This window comes from Streptomyces sp. AHU1 (genome assembly GCF_045343905.1).
Classification (GTDB): Bacteria; Actinomycetota; Actinomycetes; order Streptomycetales; family Streptomycetaceae; genus Streptomyces; species Streptomyces triticiradicis.
In genome coordinates, this window is record NZ_CP174283.1 from 8,324,475 (window position 1) to 8,342,172 (window position 17,698).

A 17,698-nucleotide genomic window follows, 5' to 3' on the forward strand; every position below is an offset into this window, starting at 1 on the left:
TGACGGACGGTGCCGAAGACGGAACCCACGGGTGCGACGGGGAGGCGGGAGTGCCCGGTGCCGCGGCGGGTGACGTCCGCCCCGCCGTGCGGAGACCGCCCGCCACGGCACCGGCCCAAGTCGGCCGGGGGATCGTCCCGGTGGTGCTTGCGGTGGCGGCGGGCGACGGGGCAGGGTGCGGGGTGTGCCTACTTTGCTGATCGTCCATCACACTCCCTCGCCCAACTGCCAGGCCCTGTTCGAAGCGGTGCTCTCCGGTGCGACGGCGCCCGAGATCGAGGGGGTCAAGGTGGTGAGGCGGGCGGCGCTGGAGGCGACCGCCTCGGACGTGCTGGCCGCCGACGGCTACCTGCTCGGCACCCCGGCGAACCTCGGCTACATGTCGGGCGCGCTGAAGCACTTCTTCGACCAGGTCTACTACCCGTGCCTGGACACGACGGCCGCGCGCCCCTTCGGCTACTACGTGCACGGCGGGAGTGACGTCACGGGCGCGGTGCGCGGCATCGAGTCCGTGACGACGGGCCTGGGCTGGCGCCGCGCGGCCGAGGCGGTGAAGGTGACCGGCGAGCCGGGCAAGGCCGACATCGAGGCGTGCTGGGAGCTCGGTGCGACCCTCGCGGCCCGACTGATGGACTGACCGGGCCTGTTGAGGCCGGCGTGGGGCGGCGCCGCTACCGCGCGCCGGAGCCGGCCGGGGCGAACGTGCGGGCCAGGTGGGCCGTCAGCCCCGCCGCCGTCGGGGGACGGAGCCGGGCGCCGACGTATCCGTCCGGGCGGATCAGGAAGGCCGTCGTCCCGTCGGCGACCCCGTAGAGACGGGCGAACTCGCCGAGCGTGTCGACGTACGCGGGCGGGCCGGAGGTCCGCGGGGTGGTCCCGGCGGGCAGGATCACGCAGGTTCCGACCCGTCCCCCGGAGAACGCGCCCGCCGCTTCGGCGAGTTGTCCGTCCTGCCCGCCGTCCCCGTACACCAGCAGTACGTGTCCGCGGTCACGCAGGAGGTCGTACAGGCGCAGCGGGAAGACGGCGATGTGCGCCGAGAGACCGGCGCAGTCCGGTGCCCGGTCGCCCGGCTGGGGGCCGGGACCCTCGGAGGCCGGGTCCACGAGCGGGCCGCCGCGGTAGCCGACGAGGAGCTGGGCCTCGCGCAGCATCAGGGTCTCGGGGTCGGTGCGGTCGGCCTGGATGCCCTGGTTCGCGTGACGGACCGTGCGCTCGACGACCTCCTCGCCGACGGGCCGCCGCTCGGCGTCGTAACTCGCCACCAGGTCCTGGTGCGCGCCGCCCTCGATCGCGAGGGCGATCTTCCAGGCCAGGTTCCAGGCGTCCTGGATCCCCGTGTTCATGCCCTGGGCGCCGGTCGGGGGGTGGATGTGCGCCGCGTCGCCCGCGACGAGGACGCGGCCGTCGCCGTAGCGGTCGACGATGCGGTGGCTGATGCGGAAGACCGAGGCCCAGCGCAGCCGGGAGGCGGTCGTGGGCTGCGGGGACAACCGGTCGAGCACGGCCTGGATGTCGGAGAGCGCGGGGGCGTTCCCGCCCTCCAGGCCGTGTGCGACACCGTCGGCCGGTCCGCCCGGCCCGTCCTTCCGTCCCGCGGCGGAGAGTTCGGGCGGGACCATCATCGACATCCGGTACCGGTTCCGGCCGGGCAGCGGGATGCACACCAGGAGGTCGTCCACCGCGCCGTCCCCGTTCCGGTGCATGGAGCGGACGCCGTAGCCCGCCGGCATGTCCCAGTCCACCTCCACGTCACCGAGCATGTACTCCTCCGGGAACGCGCTGCCCTCGAAGGCGAGACCCAGCCGCTTGCGCACGAGGCTGTGCGCGCCGTCGCAGCCCACCAGATAGCGCGCCCTGACCTCCTCCTCGGCCCCGGACGCCGACCGCAGGGCGACCGTCACGCCGTCGGGGTCCTGGTCGAACGAGACCAGCTCCGTGCCCCGTTCGATCCCGGTCCCGAACCGCGCGAGGTGGTCCTCGAGGATGCGTTCGGTCTCGTACTGCGGCAACGCGGCGAAGCCGTACGGTACTTCGGGCGGCAGTACGAGGTCGATCCGGGGCTGTTCGGCGCCGTTGACGTAGGCCAGCTGCCCGTACATCGGCACGGCCGCCTCCAGGACCGTGCGCGTGAGCCCCATGTGGTCCCAGATCTCCAGCGTGCGGGGCTGGACGCCCACCGCCTTCGCGTACGGCAGCCGTGCCGGAAGCCGGTCGACGAGACGGCAGCGGACCCCGCGTCTGCGCAGCTCCGCGGCCGCGGTCAGACCCACCGGGCCCGCACCCGCCACCACGACGTCGGTTCCGAAGGCGTGCGCCACGGGAGCCTCCTCGTGCGAACCCCCTCGGTCGAGTCGATCTCCCTCCATCCTGGCCCTCCGGCGACCGGCCCCGCTACTCGGGCGGGGCGAGGGGCACGCCGACGCCCGTTCCGCCGGTTCAGCGGGATGCGGGAGGCGGCGGTCCGTCGCTGCCGAGCCGGTGGTGGCCGTCCACGGGGAAGTGCGGGAGGTGGAGGTGGTGCGCTGCGGTGCGTTCGACGACCAGGAAGGCGGCGTCGTCCCCGGGCTGGTCACCGATGTGCCGGACGAGGTCGTCGTGGATGTGGCGCAGCAGGACGTCGGGGCTGGGGGAGGGGAAGGCGGCGACCCGTTCGGCCAGGGGGTAGAAGGCGCCGTCCGGGGACCGGGCCTCGATCACGCCGTCGGTGTACAGCAGCAGGAAGTCGCCGGGCTCGAAGGAGAACGGGTCGGTGCGGTGGCTGGAGGCGGGCAGTTCGCACATGCCCAGCGGGGGCACGGGATGCCGTGCGTGCAGGACGATGACCCGGTGGTCACGCAGGAGCAGGGGCGGCGGGTGACCGCAGTTGATCATCTCGACCCGCGCGCCGTCGTCGGGGATGTCGAGGACGAGCGCCGTGACGAAGTGTTCGCCCGGGTCGTGCTCGGTGTCGGCCACCTCGTCCAGGTCCCGGCACACGCTCACCTCCAGGGCCGCCGTCAGTTCGGGCAGCGTGGCGTACCGGTGGGCGCCCTCGCGGAAGGCGCCCAGCACCACCGAGGCCTCGCCGATGGCGGCCAGCCCCTTGCCCCGGACGTCCCCGATGATGACGCGGGTGGACGCCCCGGCGGCCCGGCTGACCGCGAACAGGTCGCCGCCGATCTGGGTGTCGTCCTCGGCGGCCAGGTAGAGCCAGGCCACGCGCAGCGGCCCGATCCGGCGCGGCGGGGGCCGCAGCAGCACCCGTTGCGCGGTCTCGGCGACCGAGCGCGCCCGCACCAGCTCCCGGGCGCGCCGCTCCCGTACGTGGCACACGAACACCACCAGCGCGGAGAGCACCACCAGGGCGGCGATCTGCGCGATGTGGTTGGTGGTGCCGAGCCCGCCGTGCAGCGCGGCGATGACCACCTGGGCGGCGACGGCGAGCGCCCCGACCAGGGCCGTCAGCCCGGGGCCCGCGAGCGAGGCCGTGAGGGTCGGCGCGATGACCAGCAGGGGGCCCAGGTGGACGTCGGTGGGGGAGCGGATGTCCACCACGGTGATCACGACGATCAACGCGAGCGGGATCGCCACCAGACCGCGGCCCGACGGTTGCTCCACGAGGCGGTCCACTGACATGCGCCGGTTACCCACATGCCCCATTTTGTACCCGTTTCCGTGACTGGGGGATTCCGTACGGTGTTCACCGTCGGCGAGTCCGGCGCGCTCGCCGGTCCCCGGGCCCCGCGGCGGCCCCGGACCGTCTGCGCGGGAGGCGGCCGGGTCCGGGAAGGGCGGGTGTCAGTTCCACAGGGGGTAGCTGACCTTCTGCGCGTATCCGTCCGGGTGGTCGTGGGTGTAGATCAGCGTCATCCGCGTGTAGTGCTGCAGCTGCGGCTTCTTCTTCCACGGCTGCGGGTGGTCCAGCGTGACGACGACCGGGTACGCGTGGAACTTGCCCGCCGCGCAGTAGGGCTTGCAGTCGTTCACCATGTTGACGCCCCGGGCGACCGCGGAATTCTGGTTCCAGTGCGACCAGTGGAGCGAGACGAGCCGGCTGTTGCCGTCTCCGCAGGCCAGGATGAACTCGGCGGGACGCACGTCCGGGTGCCAGAAGCAGTCCACGAGTACGGGGGACGCCTGGCGCTGCTTCGCGGGGTGCGAGGCGGCGGGGGTGGCGGAAGCGGTGCCGGTCACCGCTGCGAGCGCCGCGGCCGCGAGGACGGTGAACGCGGTCCGGATCGAGTTTGTGCGCATATCAGCTCCGTGCGGGACGCTCTGCCATGTGGCCGTCGGCGTGTCGGCTCTGCCTCGACGCCACGGCCCCGATGTGTGATGTACCACTCATACGGGTTAACGGTGCCATTTCGCAAGAACCGCCCGACATCGGTACACAGGGTGATGCATCGCGACGTACGGCGACACCGTCCGTCGCCGCCGTAGAATTCCTCCGTGATGAATAAACCGGGGCCGCACCGCGGACGCAGACCGGGGAGCCCGGACACCCGGGCCGCGATCCTGAAGGTCGCCCGGCGCCGCTTCCTCGAGGACGGCTACCACGCGGTGACCCTGCGGTCCGTCGCCGCCGGGGCCGGGGTAGACCTCGCCCTCATCAGCTACTACTTCGGGTCCAAGAAGGGCCTGTTCGGCGCCGCCCTGGCACTGGGCGCGAACCCGGCCGAACTCCTCGCCCGGGTGGTGGAGGAAGGGGACCTCGCCACCTTCCCCGAACGGGTCGTCCGTCAGGTCGTCGCCGTCTGGGACGACCCCGTGACGGGTCCGCCCCTGATCGCGATGCTGAAGACCGCGGTCGACGACGACTCGCTCGGCGCGCTGGTGAAGGAGGCGGTCGAGCGCGAGATCGTCGACCGGATCGCCGGCCTCGTGCCCGGACGTGACGCCGGTTACCGCGCCGCGGCGTTCGTCACCATGGTCGCCGGACTGATCACCACCCGCTATCTGCTGCGCCTGGAGCCGGTCGCCTCCATGACGGTCGACGACGTGGTCCGTTTCGTGAGCCCGCAGCTGCGGCAGGCCTTGCGCGGCCCCGGACGCGCCGCCCGGGACGCGCGGCCGGCGCAGCGCTCCTGAGCGGCCGTCACCTTCCCCGCCGCGGGCGGGGTCCGACGCGGGGCCGGAGCCCCGACGCACCAGGTGCCGGTTCGGCGCCCCCGGTCCACCGTCCGGGTCCACCGTCCCGTTCCGCCCTCCCGGCCGACGCCCCGGCGCGCCGAGGACCGGCGTCCCGGGGGCTCCGGGACGCCGGTCCTCAGCGCTTTCGAGGGCGCCCGGGCGTTTCAGCGGTACGTGGGCTGCCGCCCCTGCGCACTGACAGGGACCGGTACCTCCTGGGCGTCGGCGAACGCCTCCGGCCGCGGGGCGGAGCGCAGCAGGGCCGCGACGGCGAGGGCGGCGAGCACGGCGGCCGAGGCGGCGCCGAGGAGCGCCAGCTGCATGCCGTCGACGAAGGCGGCCGTCGCCCGGCCGGAGACCGGTCCGCCGACGGCGTGGGCGGCGGCCAGCGAGGAGCGCGCCGCGTCCGCCACCTGCGGGGGCAGACCGGGCAGGATCAGGTGGTCGCGGTAGGCGGCGCTGAGCAGGCTGCCGAGGACGGCGATCCCGAGGGCGCCGCCGAGCTCGCGCGCCAGGTCGTTCATGGCCGAGCCGACGTTCTGCAGCGAGCGCGGCAGGGCGTCCGTGATGGACGTCGTGGCCGGCGTCATGGCCAGGCCCATCCCCGCGCCCAGGGGCACGAGACCGGCCGCGATCAGCCAGTACGGGCTGGACGCGTCGAGCCGGGAGAGGACCCCCATGCCCGCGGCGACACTGGCGAGACCGGCCGCCCAGGGGCCCCGGAAGCCGAACCGGCCGACCAGCGCGGGAGCGGCGCGGGAGACCGGCACCATGGTCACGGCCATGGGAAGCATGGCGGTCGCCGCCATCAAGGCGCTGTCGCCCCGCACCAGTTGCAGGTACTGCATCATCACGAAGACGAACCCGAAGAACACGAAGAACTGAAGCATGATCGACAGCGAGCCCGCGGCGAAGTGGCGGTTGCGGAACAGCCGGGGGTCGAGCAGCGGGTTCTCGCGGCGCAGCTCGAACAGGACGAACCCGGCGAGGACCGCCAGACCCAGCCCGATGCCCGCGAGGGTGACCGGATCGGCCCACCCGCGGGTCGGCGCCTCGATGACCGAGTAGACCAGCGTGACCAGGCCCGCCACGGAGAGGAGGGCGCCGCCGACGTCGAGCCGGGGCTGCCGCGGCTCCGCGGACTCGGGCACGAACAGCAGCGTCCCGATCAGGGCGGCCAGGGCCAGGACGACGTTCAGCAGGAACACCGAGCGCCATGACCAGCCCTCCAGCAGGGCCCCGGAGGCGAACAGGCCCACCAGGGCGCTGGCTCCGGCGACCGCGGCCCACACGCTCACCGCCCGGGCCCGCTGGGCGCGCGGGAACGTGCTGGTGATGGTCGACAGGGTGGCCGGCATGACCAGTGCCGCGCCCGCGCCGAGGACGCCCCGCAGCGCGATGAGCGTCGAGGGATCGGTCGTCAGCGCGGCGGCGGCGGACCCGGCGCCGAAGACCGCCAGTCCCGCGAGCAGGGCCCGCCTGCGGCCGAAACGGTCACCCAGGGCGCCGGCCGGCAGCAGCAGCGACGCGAAGACCAGGCTGTAGGCGTCGATGATCCAGGACAGCTGCGTCTGCGTGGCGTGTGTCTCGCGGGCGAGATCGGGCAGTGCCACGTTGAGCGACGCCATGGCGGCGACCACCGTGCCGAGGGCGACGCAGGTGACCACCAGCACCAGGTTGTGACGTGCGGCCGGTGCGGGACCGGCGGCGGGGGCGTGTGGGGAGGGCATGTGCTCCGTCCTTCGTCCGGGTGGTCCGGGGGTTCCCGGCGCCTGGTCCCAGAGTCGGGAGTCCGCCCCGCGATTTCCACGTCGATGAATTAGGAGTGCGGGCCGGCGGCCGGTGCCGAGGGCCGCGTACGAACGCGGCGCCCGGGCACCGGACCGGGCGAAGAGGCAGCTCAGCGGGCCGGAACGCCCGGGGTGGCGGACCGGCGGGGACGAGCGCGCGGACGCCCCCGTCCCCGGATCGGTACGGCCGATCGGCCCTTGTTGAATTTCCCGTCCCCTGTCCGGGAGTCCGGGGGAGCACGTGCCGGTCCCCGCGATCCGGGGCGAACGTCGCCCGTCGCGGTACTGGGCGGTACTAGAGGGTGCCGGGGCGCGCCAGGAGGTCGGTCACCTGCCGGCCGACGAGTTCCCGTGCCGCGGCCGGAAGGCGGCCGAAGGAGCCGCTGTGCAGCGTGCGCAGCATTTCCTCGGCGTCGCCGTGGCCCACGGCGCTCTCGCTGAACACCTCGTCGTCGGAGCGGACCGCGACGCGAAGACGGGTCCCGCCGCCGTCCACGGAGTGCAGGGCGGCGGCGACGACGAGCGGCGACGCCCCGCCCGGTTCGGCCGCGGCCTTGTGGTAGTTGCTCGCGACCGGTGTGCGCCAGCGCAGGCTCAGGAGCAGCTGACGCTTGGCCAGCACCTCGGCCAGATCGGTCTCGGTGACGCCCTCCGGTTCCAGGATCACCGCCCGGGAGTCGAGGACGAGCGCGGCGGGCAGCAGACAACGCAGCGTGCTGCCGACGATGTTGCCGCCCACCGTGGCCGTCCGGCGCACGGCTCCGGTCCCCACGCCGGCGGCCGCACGGCGGAGCACCTCCGGCACCCGGTCGTCTATTCGGTTCAGCACCACGGCCGCGCCCAGGGCCTCGCGCCCGATCGTGTTGGCCTCGGGGAGGTCGCGCAACGACATGGCGTGGTCGGGGAACCCGTCCCGCTGCCAGGTGGCCCACACCAGTGTGGCGCCGCCGATCGGCACCGCCCCTTCGGCGAGGTACTCCTGTGCTTCGGATACGGACGTGGGCAGACGCAACAGCACGACAGTCGACCTGCTTTCCTGGTGACTTGGCGGCGGGTACTCGGTGTCTTGGCGAAATGACCGTCGACAGGCGCATTTTCGCCGTGCGGACGGGGGCGCGTACAGGGCACACTCCCCCGACCGGTGCGCCCCGCCGTGCGGTCGCGCTCACGATGGGGGACCGGGAGGCCCGCACGTGTCGTCCGTACTCGCTGGGCGGTAATCGCCCGTCATTTCCCTTTCCCGCGCCGCGAGTTGCTTCGTACCGCTGTCAACTACCCAGGTGGGAGCCGGAATAGGCGGCCCATCGCCCGCCGTGCCGGGCCACGGTGATCGGCCGCCCGAAGCAGTCGGTCATCCAGGAATCGGTCAGGGTGTCGCCGACGGGCCCCTGTGCGAGGACGCGCCCCTCGCGCAGGAGCAGGGTGTGGCCGACGGCCGGGGACAGCTCCTCCAGGTGGTGGGTGACCGTCACGGTGGCCAGTTCGGGGCGGCTGCCGGCCAGCCGCCGCATGGCCTCGACGAGGTCCTCGCGGGAGGGCAGGTCCAGGGCGTTGAACGGCTCGTCGAGCAGCAGCAGGGCCGGCTCGGCCATCAGCGCCCTGGCGATCAGGACGCGGGCCCGCTGCCCTCCCGAGCAGACCCCGTACGGCCGGTCGGCCAGCTCCTTGATGTCCAGCTCGGCGAGCAGTTCGTGGCCGCGCCGGCGCACCTCGCCGTCGTACTTCCGCCACAGCGGTTGCACGGTGCCGGTGTGACCCGTCAGGACGACGCCGTGGACGTCGAGGTCCTGCGGTACGCGCTGGGCCGTGCTCACATGGCCGATGCGGGCGCGCAGTTCGCGCACGTCTACCCGGCCGAGCCGGGAACCGAGCACCTCGACGCTGCCGGTCGTGGGATGCATCAGCGCGCCCAGCAGCCGCAGCAGGGTCGTCTTGCCCGCACCGTTGGCCCCGAGCAGGGCCCAGTGCTCACCGGTCCGGACCGTCCAGTCGATCTCCGAGAGGATCACCTGGCTGTTCGTGTGACGGTGGACGCTCACACCGCGGAGCGCGACCACGGTCTCCCCGTCCCTGGCGTCCGTCTCGGTCCCTACCTCGGCCATGTCCGGGCTCCCCTCGATCGGCCGGTGCTCCTCGCACATTAGATGCGGTACGCATCTTGTTTCCCCCGCGTCCGCTTCGTGGACGGCGCCGCGGGCGTGCGGACGTGGAGCCTTCGCGGAAACCTGGTTGGCGGATCACGGAGACCGCTGCTACCTTTCCCGAGGCCGTGCGAGAGAACGAGGAGGTGGTACCCGTGAACGCAGTATCGACATGGGTGCTCCCCTCCGGGGTCACGGTCGGGCGATAGGTCGTCGTCCGGGAGCGCCGTTCATGAGCCCTCCCGAAAGGCACGACCGTGCACTTCACTTCTGAGCAGCGCCTCGACGACGACGTCCTCGAGCGCGAATTCACCCTCGGCGACATCCCCGGCATCCTGTGGACGCCCGCGTCCGCGTCCGTGTCCGCACCGGTGCCGCTGATCCTGCTCGGCCACCCTCCGCTCGGACTGCGCAGGATGCGCCCCCGGCTGGCGGCCCGGGCCCGTCAGGCTGCGGCGGACGGCTTCGCCTCGGCCACCATCGAGCTCCCCGGGAGCGGTGACCGGCCCCGCTGGCCCGCCGTCGAGCAGGCCCGCGCCGACCTGCGCCGGGCGATGGAGGCAGGCGAGCCGGTCGGCGACGGGATCGTCGACGCCCTCGTCCTCCCGCTGGTCGACAAGGCGGTTCCGGAATGGCAGGCCGCCCTGGACGCCCTCCTGTCGCTGCCCGAGGTCGGCGGCCCGGTCGGGTACTCGGGGGGAGTGATCTCCATCGGCATCCGGCTCGCGGTGGTCGAGCCGCGCATCTCGGCCGCCGTTCTGTTCGCCGGGAGTCTCGTGCCCGCCGCCATGTTCGAGGAGGCCCGCCGGGTCACCGTTCCGCTGCACGTCCTGCTGCAGTGGGACGACGAGGGGAACGACCGGCAGGCCGCCCTGGACCTGTTCGACGCCTTCGGCTCCAAGGAGAAGAGCCTGCACGCCAACATGGGCGGGCACACCGGCGTCCCGCAGTTCGCGGGGGAGGCCGCGGAGCGGTTCTTCACCCGGCACCTGAGGTGATGCCGGACCGCCGGACCGCCGGCAGCGGGTAGCCGGTAGCCGGTGGAGCCGGTGGGCGAAGGCCGGAAAGCCGCTCGTCGGGGAGGACAGGAACCTGCCCTCCCCGACGAGCGGTGGCGGGAACGGTCAGTGGAGGATGTTGACGGCGCGGGCCACGACCAGCACCACGGTCACCAGGGAGACCGTGGACTGGAGCATCATCAGCATCTTGGCCCAGCTGGGCGGCGGCCCAGCCGTTGGCCAGACTGATCAGACCGATGAGGGCCAGGCCCAGCGACCGCAGCCGCCTGTTCCGGGGTTCGACCCGGCGGGGGTTCGCGGCGACGAGGCCCATCAGCAGGACCGCCTCCAGGCCCGGCAGCACCCCGAACGGCAGCAAGGTCAAAGGCTCCGGCAGTTTCAGCTGGAGGGCGACCGCCCCCAGGATCGCGGCGGTCACCGCCCAGCGCGGCTCACCGTGCGTCACCCTCCGCCAGGCGGGCGCCACTTCACGTCCGCCGGACTCCAGGAGCCGTTCGATCCTGACGAGCCGGCTCTCGGTGTCGCTCGGTATGTCGTCCACGGAGGCGATTGTCGCGCGCCAGATGTCGATCAAGGACCGGCCGGCTCGGTGACGTGCCGCGACGGCCGTCCGCCCTCGCCGGTGTACATCGGCGAGGACGGACGGGGTACCGCAGAAAGTGCGCCGTGGCGCGGAGATCAGTCGGTCAGCCGGTTGATCGCGGTGGCGGCCATGCCCTTCATGTATCCGGGGTCGTCGCTGGGCTGACCGACGAGTTCGACGATGCCGAACCTGTGACCACCACGGATCACCGCGACGCCACCGGTGACCTTGCCGTCGCCGTTGAAGGCCGGGTACCAAGTGCCCTCGCCGGCCGGGACGGTGAGCGCGTGTCCCTGGCCGTAGTACCAGTGGCCCGCCGGCTCGTTCTGACAGCCGCGCACCGCCTTGTTCAGCCGGTTCTCGTAGGAGACCGCCGACGCGTCGGTGGAACCGTCCGCGACGGATTCGGTGAGGAAGGAGCCGCTGCTGTCGAAGGTCCAGGTCACGCCGGCGTAGGCGCTCGCGCTCTCCTTGGTGAGCGTGCGCATCGTCGTCTCCCCGGAGCAGGCCGAGAGGGCCTGCTTGCCGGTCAGGTCCACGGTCGCGCCGACCGGCGTCAGGCCCTGCTGGAAGAAGTCGTCACTCTGGATCAGGTTGTCGGAGCCGAGGCCGGGCGCGGCGCTCCTGGCGGCCGGGGCGGTTGCCACCCGGCTCGGCGAGGCCGCGTCCGCGGCGGCGGGAGTCATACCGATGCCGACGGCGAGCAGGGCGGCACCGACGGAGGTTGCGACTGCTGCGGTACGACCGCGACGCGAGAGCTTCTTGCCGGTTGCCTGGTTGTCGAACATGTCATCCCCTGTGTGGTCACGACGCGGTGTGCGTCCCCGTACACCCATGAGATGCGGCGCGTGCGGCGGATGTTGGATCGCGGCCCGCCCCGATCGACGTGATCCACGTCACCTCCGTCGGCGCGGCCGGGAACGCCTCACAGCCGTGTCACCGCCGCGCGGACGACGCGCGTCATCGCAGTGGTGTCCAGGCAGGTGTGGACCTCCAGGACACCGTAGTGCGAGCCGTTTTGGAGGACGGCGATACCGCCGCACGGCTCCTTGCCCCGTGGCGCGGTTCCCGTGGTGTTCAGGTCGCCGTCGTAGGAACCCAGCCAGCTCGCGGTGATGCCCGCGGCGACGTCGATCCGTGTGCGTCGGTCCGTAGACCCAGTGAGAGGGCGTCGCCTCCTGGCACGGCACCTCCTCCAACAGGAGGCGCTGGGCGTAGTTCCGGGCCAGAGCGGGGCTTCTGGCGTCGGCGGCGACTTCGCGCGCGACCTGGTCCTCGGGGTCGACCGCCAGCGTGGGATCGCTGTCGTCTGTCTCCCCGGTCGTCATCAGACCGCGGAAGTGCGCGTCCTCCTCTCCCAGGGTCTGTTCGAGGGTCTTCTCCCCGGCGCAGGCCGCGTTGGCGTAGTGGCCGTCCCCGACCCGGTCCCGCACCCGGATGCGCCGGGTGAACCCGACCTTCTCGAACTCGGCCGCCGTCAGCAGGTGCCGGTCGGTCACGGGTCCGTCGGCGGGCTTCGGCGCGGGGGAGCCGCTCCCCGCAGAGGAGGGCGCGGCACCGGGCGGCGCTGTCGGGGCCGAGCGAGCGGGCAGGACGAAACGGCCGGTCAGCAGGCCGAGCACGGCGGCTGTCGCCAGGATGACGACGATCGTCCGGGCTCGCACGACTGCACCTCCCGGCTCCTGCGGGGCCGATGCGGGTGGGGAGTGGAAAGGGGGGATGTCTCAGGAACCGGCGCCGAGGCGGTCCCGCATGAAGCGGCGAGCCTGATGGATACGGTCCTTGACCGTGCCCAGGGGGGCGCCGGTGATCTCGGCGACCTGGAGATAGGTCAGGTCTCCGAGATCGCGGAGCACGAAGGATTCCACCAGGGCCGGATGCCGCTCCTCGAGCGCGGCCAGCGACTCCATGAGATCCAGGCGGGTCCCCGCGATGACGCTTGTCGTCCGGGGGTCGACACCGTCGGGGACGACGGCATGACTGTCCTCCGCGCGCCGCCGCATCGAGCGGTACGTGGACCTGGCGGCGTTCGAGGCGATCACCGTCACCCACCCGAGGAACGAGCCCCGCCCACCGTACTCGTGCAGATGCGTGCTGATGGAGAGCAGGGCGTCCTGGGTGGCCTCTTCGGCGTCGGCGTGGTGCGGAAGCATCCGGGAGCAGCGGCGCATGACCCTGGGGCGGAGCCTGACGAGGAGGCGGTCCATGGACGCCGGGTCACCCGCCTGCGCGGACGTCACGAGCTCCGCCAGCTCGTCTTCTTCGATCACCCTGCCGTCTTCCGTTCTGGGCCGACCTCAAGTCCCCCGTGGTCACACCGGAGTTCAGAGCCCCCGACACCTCGGGCAGAATGGTGCCACATGCAGAAGCTGGGCCGTTACCTCCTCGAGGACAGACTGGGAGCCGGTTCGTTCGCCACCGTCTGGAGGGCGTACGATCCCGAGTTCGACACGGACGTCGCGGTCAAGGTGCTGGCCGACAACTGGGCGTCGAACGCCGATGTACGAGAACGGTTCCTGGCGGAGGCGAGGCTGCTCCGCAAGATCTCCAGCCCGCGGGTCGTACGGGTTCACGACGTCGGTGTCCAGGACGACCGGCCCTACTTCGTCATGGACTACGTCCGGGGCGGAACGCTGGCCGAGAGGATCGGGCACTGCCGGCCCGCCGAGGCACTCCGACTGGCGGCCGAGGCCGCGTACGCCGTCCAGGTGCTCCACGACACGGGCGTCGTCCACCGCGACGTCAAGCCGTCGAACCTCCTGCTCGACGCCGGCCGCACGCCCCCTGCCGTTCTCGTCGCGGACCTCGGCAGCGCGAAGCGACTCGCTGACGCGTCGGGGGTGACCGTGACCACCGGCACTCCCGCGTACATGGCGCCCGAGCAGGCCTTCCGGACCGGCGGGTTCGACGGTCGGGCCGACGTGTACGCCCTCGGTGTCGTGACGTTCGAACTGCTCACCGGGGAAAGACCGTTCGGCGCGGGCGGTCGCCTGGACCTCACGAGGAAGCGGGCGTCGACGTCTGCGCCGCCGGCGATTCCCAGGGAGCCGGGGGTTCCGGACGGCATCGACGCACTTCTCCGTGCCGCGCTGTCCGTGGACCCCGAGCACCGGCCGCGAACCGCGCGGGCGTTCGCGGACGCACTGCTGTCGGGGGAAGGACGGGAAGGGGTTTTGGCCGGGTCCTCACGGCCGACGCGCCTTGTGGTCTGGCTTTCGGCGGTCGCCCTCTACCTGGTGACGGCGATACTGACCTGGCTGGTCCGCTGAACCCGAAACCCGCCTCACCGCCGGCACGCGCCGCCGCGTCGCCGACCCCGATGACTTGACCACCGGTGCGTCGCAGGCCGTTAGCCTGTCGGTATGTCGGAGCGTGTCATGCCGGGTCGCACGGACGGCCTGATCACCCTGGGCGCGGCGGACGCCCTGTGGGTCGATCTGACGGCCGACAGCGCTGTGCCGACGGCCTCCGGGGCGTTCACCCGTCCTCCTGCCCGGGCCCGGGTGGGATATGTCCTGCTCGGTGGCCATGCGGTGGCCATGCGGTGGCGACGGTGCGGGGGAGCGGCGGCCGGTGGAGTGTTCCGGAGGCCGAGGTGCGCCGGGCGGCCGCGGAACTGAACGCGGTCCGGGTGGACCGGCGGGACCTGGTCCGCATCGGCCCCTTTCGCGGGGCACCGGGGCGGGAGGGCGGCGAGGAGACGCCGCTGCGGTGGCGCCGGCGCATCGCGGAGGAACTGCGGGATCCGGGCGGCCCCGAGCGGACGGCGCGGGATGACGTCGGCCGGCCGCACCATCTGGCGGGGGTCGACTGGCGACGGATGCTCGTGGAGCAGACCCGCGACGGGACGCGGCGGACGTGGTGGCTGCCGCGCGCCGTGGTCATGCTCCTCGACGCGGCCGAGCACACCGAAACGCGGTGGGTGCGCGCCGCGCGGCCCCGCCGGGCGAGCGCGGCCCCTGCCGAGCCGCCCTCCCGCCCCCGAGACGCCGGCAGCCGGCGGACGACGAGCCCCGAGATCCCCACCGCCCCACCGCGCCCGTACGGCAGGGAGCTGGAAGGCCAGCTGTACTCGGTGCTCAGCAGGAAGCCCGGTACCTCCCGCAGGGTGGCCGGGTGGGCGTGCGCCGTCTGCCGCGCCGCGCCCGCCGCGGTCCTCGACCACTGCCACGAACACGGCTACGTCCGCGCCCCCGTCTGCCAGTCCTGCAACACCCAGGAACGCCCCGACCACCTGTACGGCAACGACATCCGCGTGGCGAACCGCTACACGCGCCTCTTCGACACCGACACCGACGACTGGCTCCGCCACTGGCACCGCTGCCCCGGCTGCCGCGCACGTACCACCCTGCCCCTGCCCCACCTCGCCGCATGGACCGCCCACACGGCCTGCCGATCGCTGCGCCCGACCCACCGTGCCCCTGGCGGGCGCAAGCCCTGCGGTGTCCTGCGCGTGTCCTGGACGGGCAGTCAGAACGCGCCCCGTTCCTGCCTGCTCACGGTCGCCGTCGACTTCTGCCCCTCCGGCGAGCACCGTGTGCTGGCACAAGTCCCCTACCGCGAAGCCGTCGAGCGGTTTCGTGTCTGGCTGACCGAGACGGCCCCCGCCGTGGCCGCCGCGGCCGGCCCCGACCGCCTGGACGGCCTCCCTGACCGGCCCCGGCCCGTCATCGCGGACTCCGACGGCGAGGGCCTGGCCCTGTTCTGAACGGACACCGCGAGCCCTGACACCGGTAGCTCTCCCGGGGGATGCGCGGCGAGGGCATGCCGAGGGCGGGAGCGCGTCCCCCGTGAGAGCTACCGGTGTCGTCCGCTCGCGGGTGAATCGCGGAAGTCGCGGGGTTCCTAGCGTGGTTGTCGGGTCGCCGCCCGGGCGGCCGGACATCAGGGGGAGGCCATGATGGACACGTCATCCACCGACCGCCGCGAGACGGACCGCGACCGGCTCGCGGACGTCTCCGTCCCGAGCGGTGGCCGCTTCGGCCGGATCTGCCGCTCTCCGCTCGGCTGGATGCTGATCGGAATCGTCGGGGTGGGGGCGGTCTCCACCGCGACCGCGACCGGACCCGGACCGGTGCCGGTGCTGGGAGCCGCCGTCGCGATGGCCGTGTACTGGGCGGTCCTGCGCTTCGTCGCGCGACGGCCGACGACGGAGATCGCCCGGCGAGGGGCCGTGCGGGAGGCGGCGCTCGGCTGCGGGATCGGCCTGGGCTTCATCCTCGTGTCCACCCTCGTGGTCATGGCGCTCGGAGGCTACTCGTTCTCCTGGGCCGGAAACGGGTTCTTCTCCGTCGTGGCGTCCGCGGTCGCCGTGCAGGCGGGCGCGGCGGTCACGGAGGAGCTGATGTTCCGGGGCCTCGCCCTGCAGGCCCTGGAGCAGATGTTCGGCAGCCGTGCCGCTGTCGCGATCACCGCGCTGCTCTTCGGGGCCGCGCACCTGGCGAACCCCGGGGCCGGTGCGTGGAGCGCACTGGCGATCGCCGTCGAGGCGGGCGCGCTGCTCGGGGCGGTGTTCCTGTGGCGGCGCAGCATCTGGTTCGTCGTGGGCATGCACTTCGCCTGGAACGCCACCGAGCAGCTGCTCGGCATCCCGGTCTCGGGCAACGCCGAGAAGGGGCTGCTGTCCCTGCACGCCAGTGGTTCGAGCCTGCTGACCGGCGGCACTTTCGGTCTGGAGGCGTCGGTCGTTACCGTCCTCATCGGTACGGCGCTGGCGGTCCGGATGTTCGTCCTCGCCGACCGGCGGGGCGGTCTGCTGCCCCGGCGGCGCGCCGTCCGCTGAGTCCTGCGCGCGGCACCGCCCACGGCCGACCGGAACGGAGACAGGAGTGATGATGCCCGGGTGGTCTCGGACACCCCCGTTGCTGCGGGGGCCGCTCGGTCGGGTGGCAGAAGGCCGGCAGCCCGTCAAGGACGGTGCTTTCGCGCTGGTTCTCACCGTGCTGGCCTTCGTGCCGACCCTGTCGCAGATCGGGGCGCAGATCGGCGATCTGCCCGAGCACCCGCAGAGCCCCTTGGGCATCGGGCTGACGCTGACGCAGACTCTGCCGCTGGCGGTACGCACCCGACGGCCCGCGCTCTGTCTCGTCGCCGTCGGATGCGCCTTCGCGGTGCATCAGGCCCTGGGCGGCGCGGCGACGTTCGGGAGTGTCGGGCTCTACGCGGCCCTGTACTCCGTCGGAGCCCACCAGGTCTCCTTCCGCCGCGCGCTCGCCGCCGCGGCGAGCGCGGGCTACGCCGTGCTGACGGTCGTCCTGCACCGCCTCGGCTCACCGCAGCGGGTCCCGGACTACCTCGCGTTCTTCCTGGTTCTGGCCGGGATCTGGCTGCTGGGGAGCAGCGTACGCAGGCGTCGGGCGCAGGAGGCCGAGCGGCGGCGGCTGGACGCGGAGGTGGCCGCGGCCGCCGAGCGCGCACACATCGCGCGTGAACTGCACGATGTGGTGACCCACCACGTAACGGCCATGGTGGTCCAGTCCGACGCGGCGCAGTTCCTCCTCACGTCCGCGCCGGAGCGTGCCGCCGACAGCCTGACGGCCGTCAGCGACACCGGTCGCCGGGCGCTCACCGAACTGCGGCACCTGCTCGGCGTGCTGGAGGCGACGGGCCGGCCGGCCTCCGCGCCCGCGGACCGGGCGCCCACCCTGGGAAAGGTGGGGGACCTGGTCGAGCAGGCCCGCAGGTCGGGCCAGCCCGTCGAGTTCACCGAGCGGGGCGAGCGGCGGGTGCGGAGCCTGGAGGTGGAACTGGTCGCGTACCGCGTGGTGCAGGAGGCGCTCACCAACGCGATGAAGCACGCGGTCGGACAGCGGACACAGGTCCTGGTCCGGCACGGCGACGAGCACATCGAGATCGAGGTGGCCACCGAAGGATCCGCGCCCTCCTCGGCACCCGTACCCGCCGCCCGGGAGGTGGGCCGTGGCGGCGGACGGGGGCTGACCGGGTTACGGTCACGGGTGCGGATGCTCGATGGTGAACTGGTGGCCGGGCCCCTGCCGGACGGCAGGTTCCGTGTCCGTGCCCTGATCCCCGTCCAGCCCACGCAGGAGTGAC

General features: G+C 72.9%; 17 protein-coding genes. 7 read left to right on the forward strand and 10 right to left on the reverse strand.

The window, feature by feature from the left end:
• The first annotated feature begins 184 nt into the window (after positions 1-184).
• Entirely contained in the window at positions 185-637 is a 453-nt protein-coding gene (locus ACICHK_RS36735) for a flavodoxin family protein (protein ID WP_406840318.1), read from the forward strand.
• Positions 638-671: 34 nt separating this feature from the next.
• On the opposite strand, the gene ACICHK_RS36740 is transcribed toward ACICHK_RS36735, so the two are convergent.
• The 3 genes from ACICHK_RS36740 to ACICHK_RS36750 form a co-directional block, all read right to left on the reverse strand.
• Positions 672-2,321, reverse strand: a complete 1,650-nt coding sequence (locus ACICHK_RS36740) for an FAD-dependent monooxygenase (RefSeq protein WP_406840319.1) — start codon at positions 2,319-2,321, stop codon at positions 672-674.
• Positions 2,322-2,439: 118 nt separating this feature from the next.
• Positions 2,440-3,618, reverse strand: coding sequence for a PP2C family protein-serine/threonine phosphatase (locus ACICHK_RS36745; RefSeq protein WP_406840320.1), 1,179 nt, complete (start codon positions 3,616-3,618; stop codon positions 2,440-2,442).
• 162 nt (positions 3,619-3,780) lie between these two features.
• Positions 3,781-4,236, reverse strand: coding sequence for a hypothetical protein (locus ACICHK_RS36750; RefSeq protein ID WP_406840321.1), 456 nt, complete (start codon positions 4,234-4,236; stop codon positions 3,781-3,783).
• Between the two features lie 198 nt (positions 4,237-4,434).
• On the opposite strand from ACICHK_RS36750, the gene ACICHK_RS36755 reads away from it, so the two are divergent.
• Positions 4,435-5,070, forward strand: a complete 636-nt coding sequence (locus ACICHK_RS36755) for a TetR family transcriptional regulator (RefSeq protein ID WP_406841420.1) — start codon at positions 4,435-4,437, stop codon at positions 5,068-5,070.
• Positions 5,071-5,276: 206 nt separating this feature from the next.
• Here ACICHK_RS36755 and ACICHK_RS36760 read toward each other — a convergent pair whose 3' ends face one another.
• The 3 genes from ACICHK_RS36760 to ACICHK_RS36770 all read right to left on the reverse strand — a co-directional run bounded on the left by ACICHK_RS36760 (position 5,277) and on the right by ACICHK_RS36770 (position 9,004).
• The gene (locus tag ACICHK_RS36760; protein ID WP_406840322.1) at positions 5,277-6,842 is read right to left on the reverse strand and encodes an MFS transporter; all 1,566 of its coding nucleotides are present in this window, start codon (positions 6,840-6,842) and stop codon (positions 5,277-5,279) included.
• 355 nt (positions 6,843-7,197) lie between these two features.
• Complete coding sequence (locus tag ACICHK_RS36765) at positions 7,198-7,920, reverse strand: FAD binding domain-containing protein (protein WP_151471847.1); 723 nt, start codon at positions 7,918-7,920, stop codon at positions 7,198-7,200.
• A gap of 250 nt (positions 7,921-8,170) precedes the next feature.
• Positions 8,171-9,004 (reverse strand): ABC transporter ATP-binding protein, encoded by an 834-nt coding sequence (locus tag ACICHK_RS36770; protein WP_406840323.1) that lies wholly within the window; start codon positions 9,002-9,004, stop codon positions 8,171-8,173.
• Positions 9,005-9,300: 296 nt separating this feature from the next.
• Here ACICHK_RS36770 and ACICHK_RS36775 point away from each other — a divergent pair, with 296 nt between their 5' ends.
• A complete protein-coding gene (locus ACICHK_RS36775) occupies positions 9,301-10,041 on the forward strand; it encodes an alpha/beta hydrolase (protein ID WP_406840324.1) in 741 nt (246 codons plus the stop codon).
• Here the strand turns inward: ACICHK_RS36775 and ACICHK_RS36780 are convergent.
• From ACICHK_RS36780 to ACICHK_RS36795, 4 genes are all read right to left on the reverse strand, one after another.
• Positions 10,022-10,603, reverse strand: coding sequence for a hypothetical protein (locus ACICHK_RS36780; RefSeq protein ID WP_406840325.1), 582 nt, complete (start codon positions 10,601-10,603; stop codon positions 10,022-10,024). The genes ACICHK_RS36775 and ACICHK_RS36780 overlap by 20 nt on opposite strands.
• Positions 10,604-10,740: 137 nt before the next feature.
• Positions 10,741-11,433 (reverse strand): hypothetical protein, encoded by a 693-nt coding sequence (locus ACICHK_RS36785; protein ID WP_406840326.1) that lies wholly within the window; start codon positions 11,431-11,433, stop codon positions 10,741-10,743.
• A gap of 108 nt (positions 11,434-11,541) precedes the next feature.
• On the reverse strand, positions 11,542-12,309 hold the full coding sequence (locus tag ACICHK_RS36790; protein WP_406840327.1) for a hypothetical protein: 768 nt from the start codon (positions 12,307-12,309) through the stop codon (positions 11,542-11,544).
• Between the two features lie 60 nt (positions 12,310-12,369).
• Positions 12,370-12,915, reverse strand: coding sequence for an RNA polymerase sigma factor (locus tag ACICHK_RS36795; protein ID WP_225860720.1), 546 nt, complete (start codon positions 12,913-12,915; stop codon positions 12,370-12,372).
• A 90-nt stretch (positions 12,916-13,005) separates the two neighbouring features.
• On the opposite strand from ACICHK_RS36795, the gene ACICHK_RS36800 reads away from it, so the two are divergent.
• The 4 genes from ACICHK_RS36800 to ACICHK_RS36815 all read left to right on the forward strand — a co-directional run bounded on the left by ACICHK_RS36800 (position 13,006) and on the right by ACICHK_RS36815 (position 17,697).
• On the forward strand, positions 13,006-13,914 hold the full coding sequence (locus ACICHK_RS36800; protein ID WP_406840328.1) for a serine/threonine-protein kinase: 909 nt from the start codon (positions 13,006-13,008) through the stop codon (positions 13,912-13,914).
• A 275-nt stretch (positions 13,915-14,189) separates the two neighbouring features.
• Complete coding sequence (locus ACICHK_RS36805; protein WP_406840329.1) at positions 14,190-15,353, forward strand: endonuclease domain-containing protein; 1,164 nt, start codon at positions 14,190-14,192, stop codon at positions 15,351-15,353.
• A gap of 189 nt (positions 15,354-15,542) precedes the next feature.
• Positions 15,543-16,427, forward strand: coding sequence for a type II CAAX prenyl endopeptidase Rce1 family protein (locus ACICHK_RS36810; protein WP_406840330.1), 885 nt, complete (start codon positions 15,543-15,545; stop codon positions 16,425-16,427).
• A gap of 49 nt (positions 16,428-16,476) precedes the next feature.
• Positions 16,477-17,697, forward strand: a complete 1,221-nt coding sequence (locus tag ACICHK_RS36815; RefSeq protein ID WP_406841421.1) for a sensor histidine kinase — start codon at positions 16,477-16,479, stop codon at positions 17,695-17,697.
• The last annotated feature ends 1 nt before the right edge of the window (position 17,698 follow it).

Bases quoted from the DNA above. Each gene is read 5' to 3' on its own strand.
- ACICHK_RS36745 (WP_406840320.1), bottom strand. From the start codon at position 3,618: ATGTCAGTGGACCGCCTCGTGGAGCAACCGTCGGGCCGCGGTCTGGTG.
- ACICHK_RS36750 (WP_406840321.1), bottom strand. From the start codon at position 4,236: ATGCGCACAAACTCGATCCGGACCGCGTTCACCGTCCTCGCGGCCGCG.
- ACICHK_RS36755 (WP_406841420.1), top strand. From the start codon at position 4,435: ATGAATAAACCGGGGCCGCACCGCGGACGCAGACCGGGGAGCCCGGAC.
- ACICHK_RS36760 (WP_406840322.1), bottom strand. From the start codon at position 6,842: ATGCCCTCCCCACACGCCCCCGCCGCCGGTCCCGCACCGGCCGCACGT.
- ACICHK_RS36770 (WP_406840323.1), bottom strand. From the start codon at position 9,004: ATGGCCGAGGTAGGGACCGAGACGGACGCCAGGGACGGGGAGACCGTG.
- ACICHK_RS36785 (WP_406840326.1), bottom strand. From the start codon at position 11,433: ATGTTCGACAACCAGGCAACCGGCAAGAAGCTCTCGCGTCGCGGTCGT.
- ACICHK_RS36800 (WP_406840328.1), top strand. From the start codon at position 13,006: ATGCAGAAGCTGGGCCGTTACCTCCTCGAGGACAGACTGGGAGCCGGT.
- ACICHK_RS36810 (WP_406840330.1), top strand. From the start codon at position 15,543: ATGATGGACACGTCATCCACCGACCGCCGCGAGACGGACCGCGACCGG.
- ACICHK_RS36815 (WP_406841421.1), top strand. From the start codon at position 16,477: ATGATGCCCGGGTGGTCTCGGACACCCCCGTTGCTGCGGGGGCCGCTC.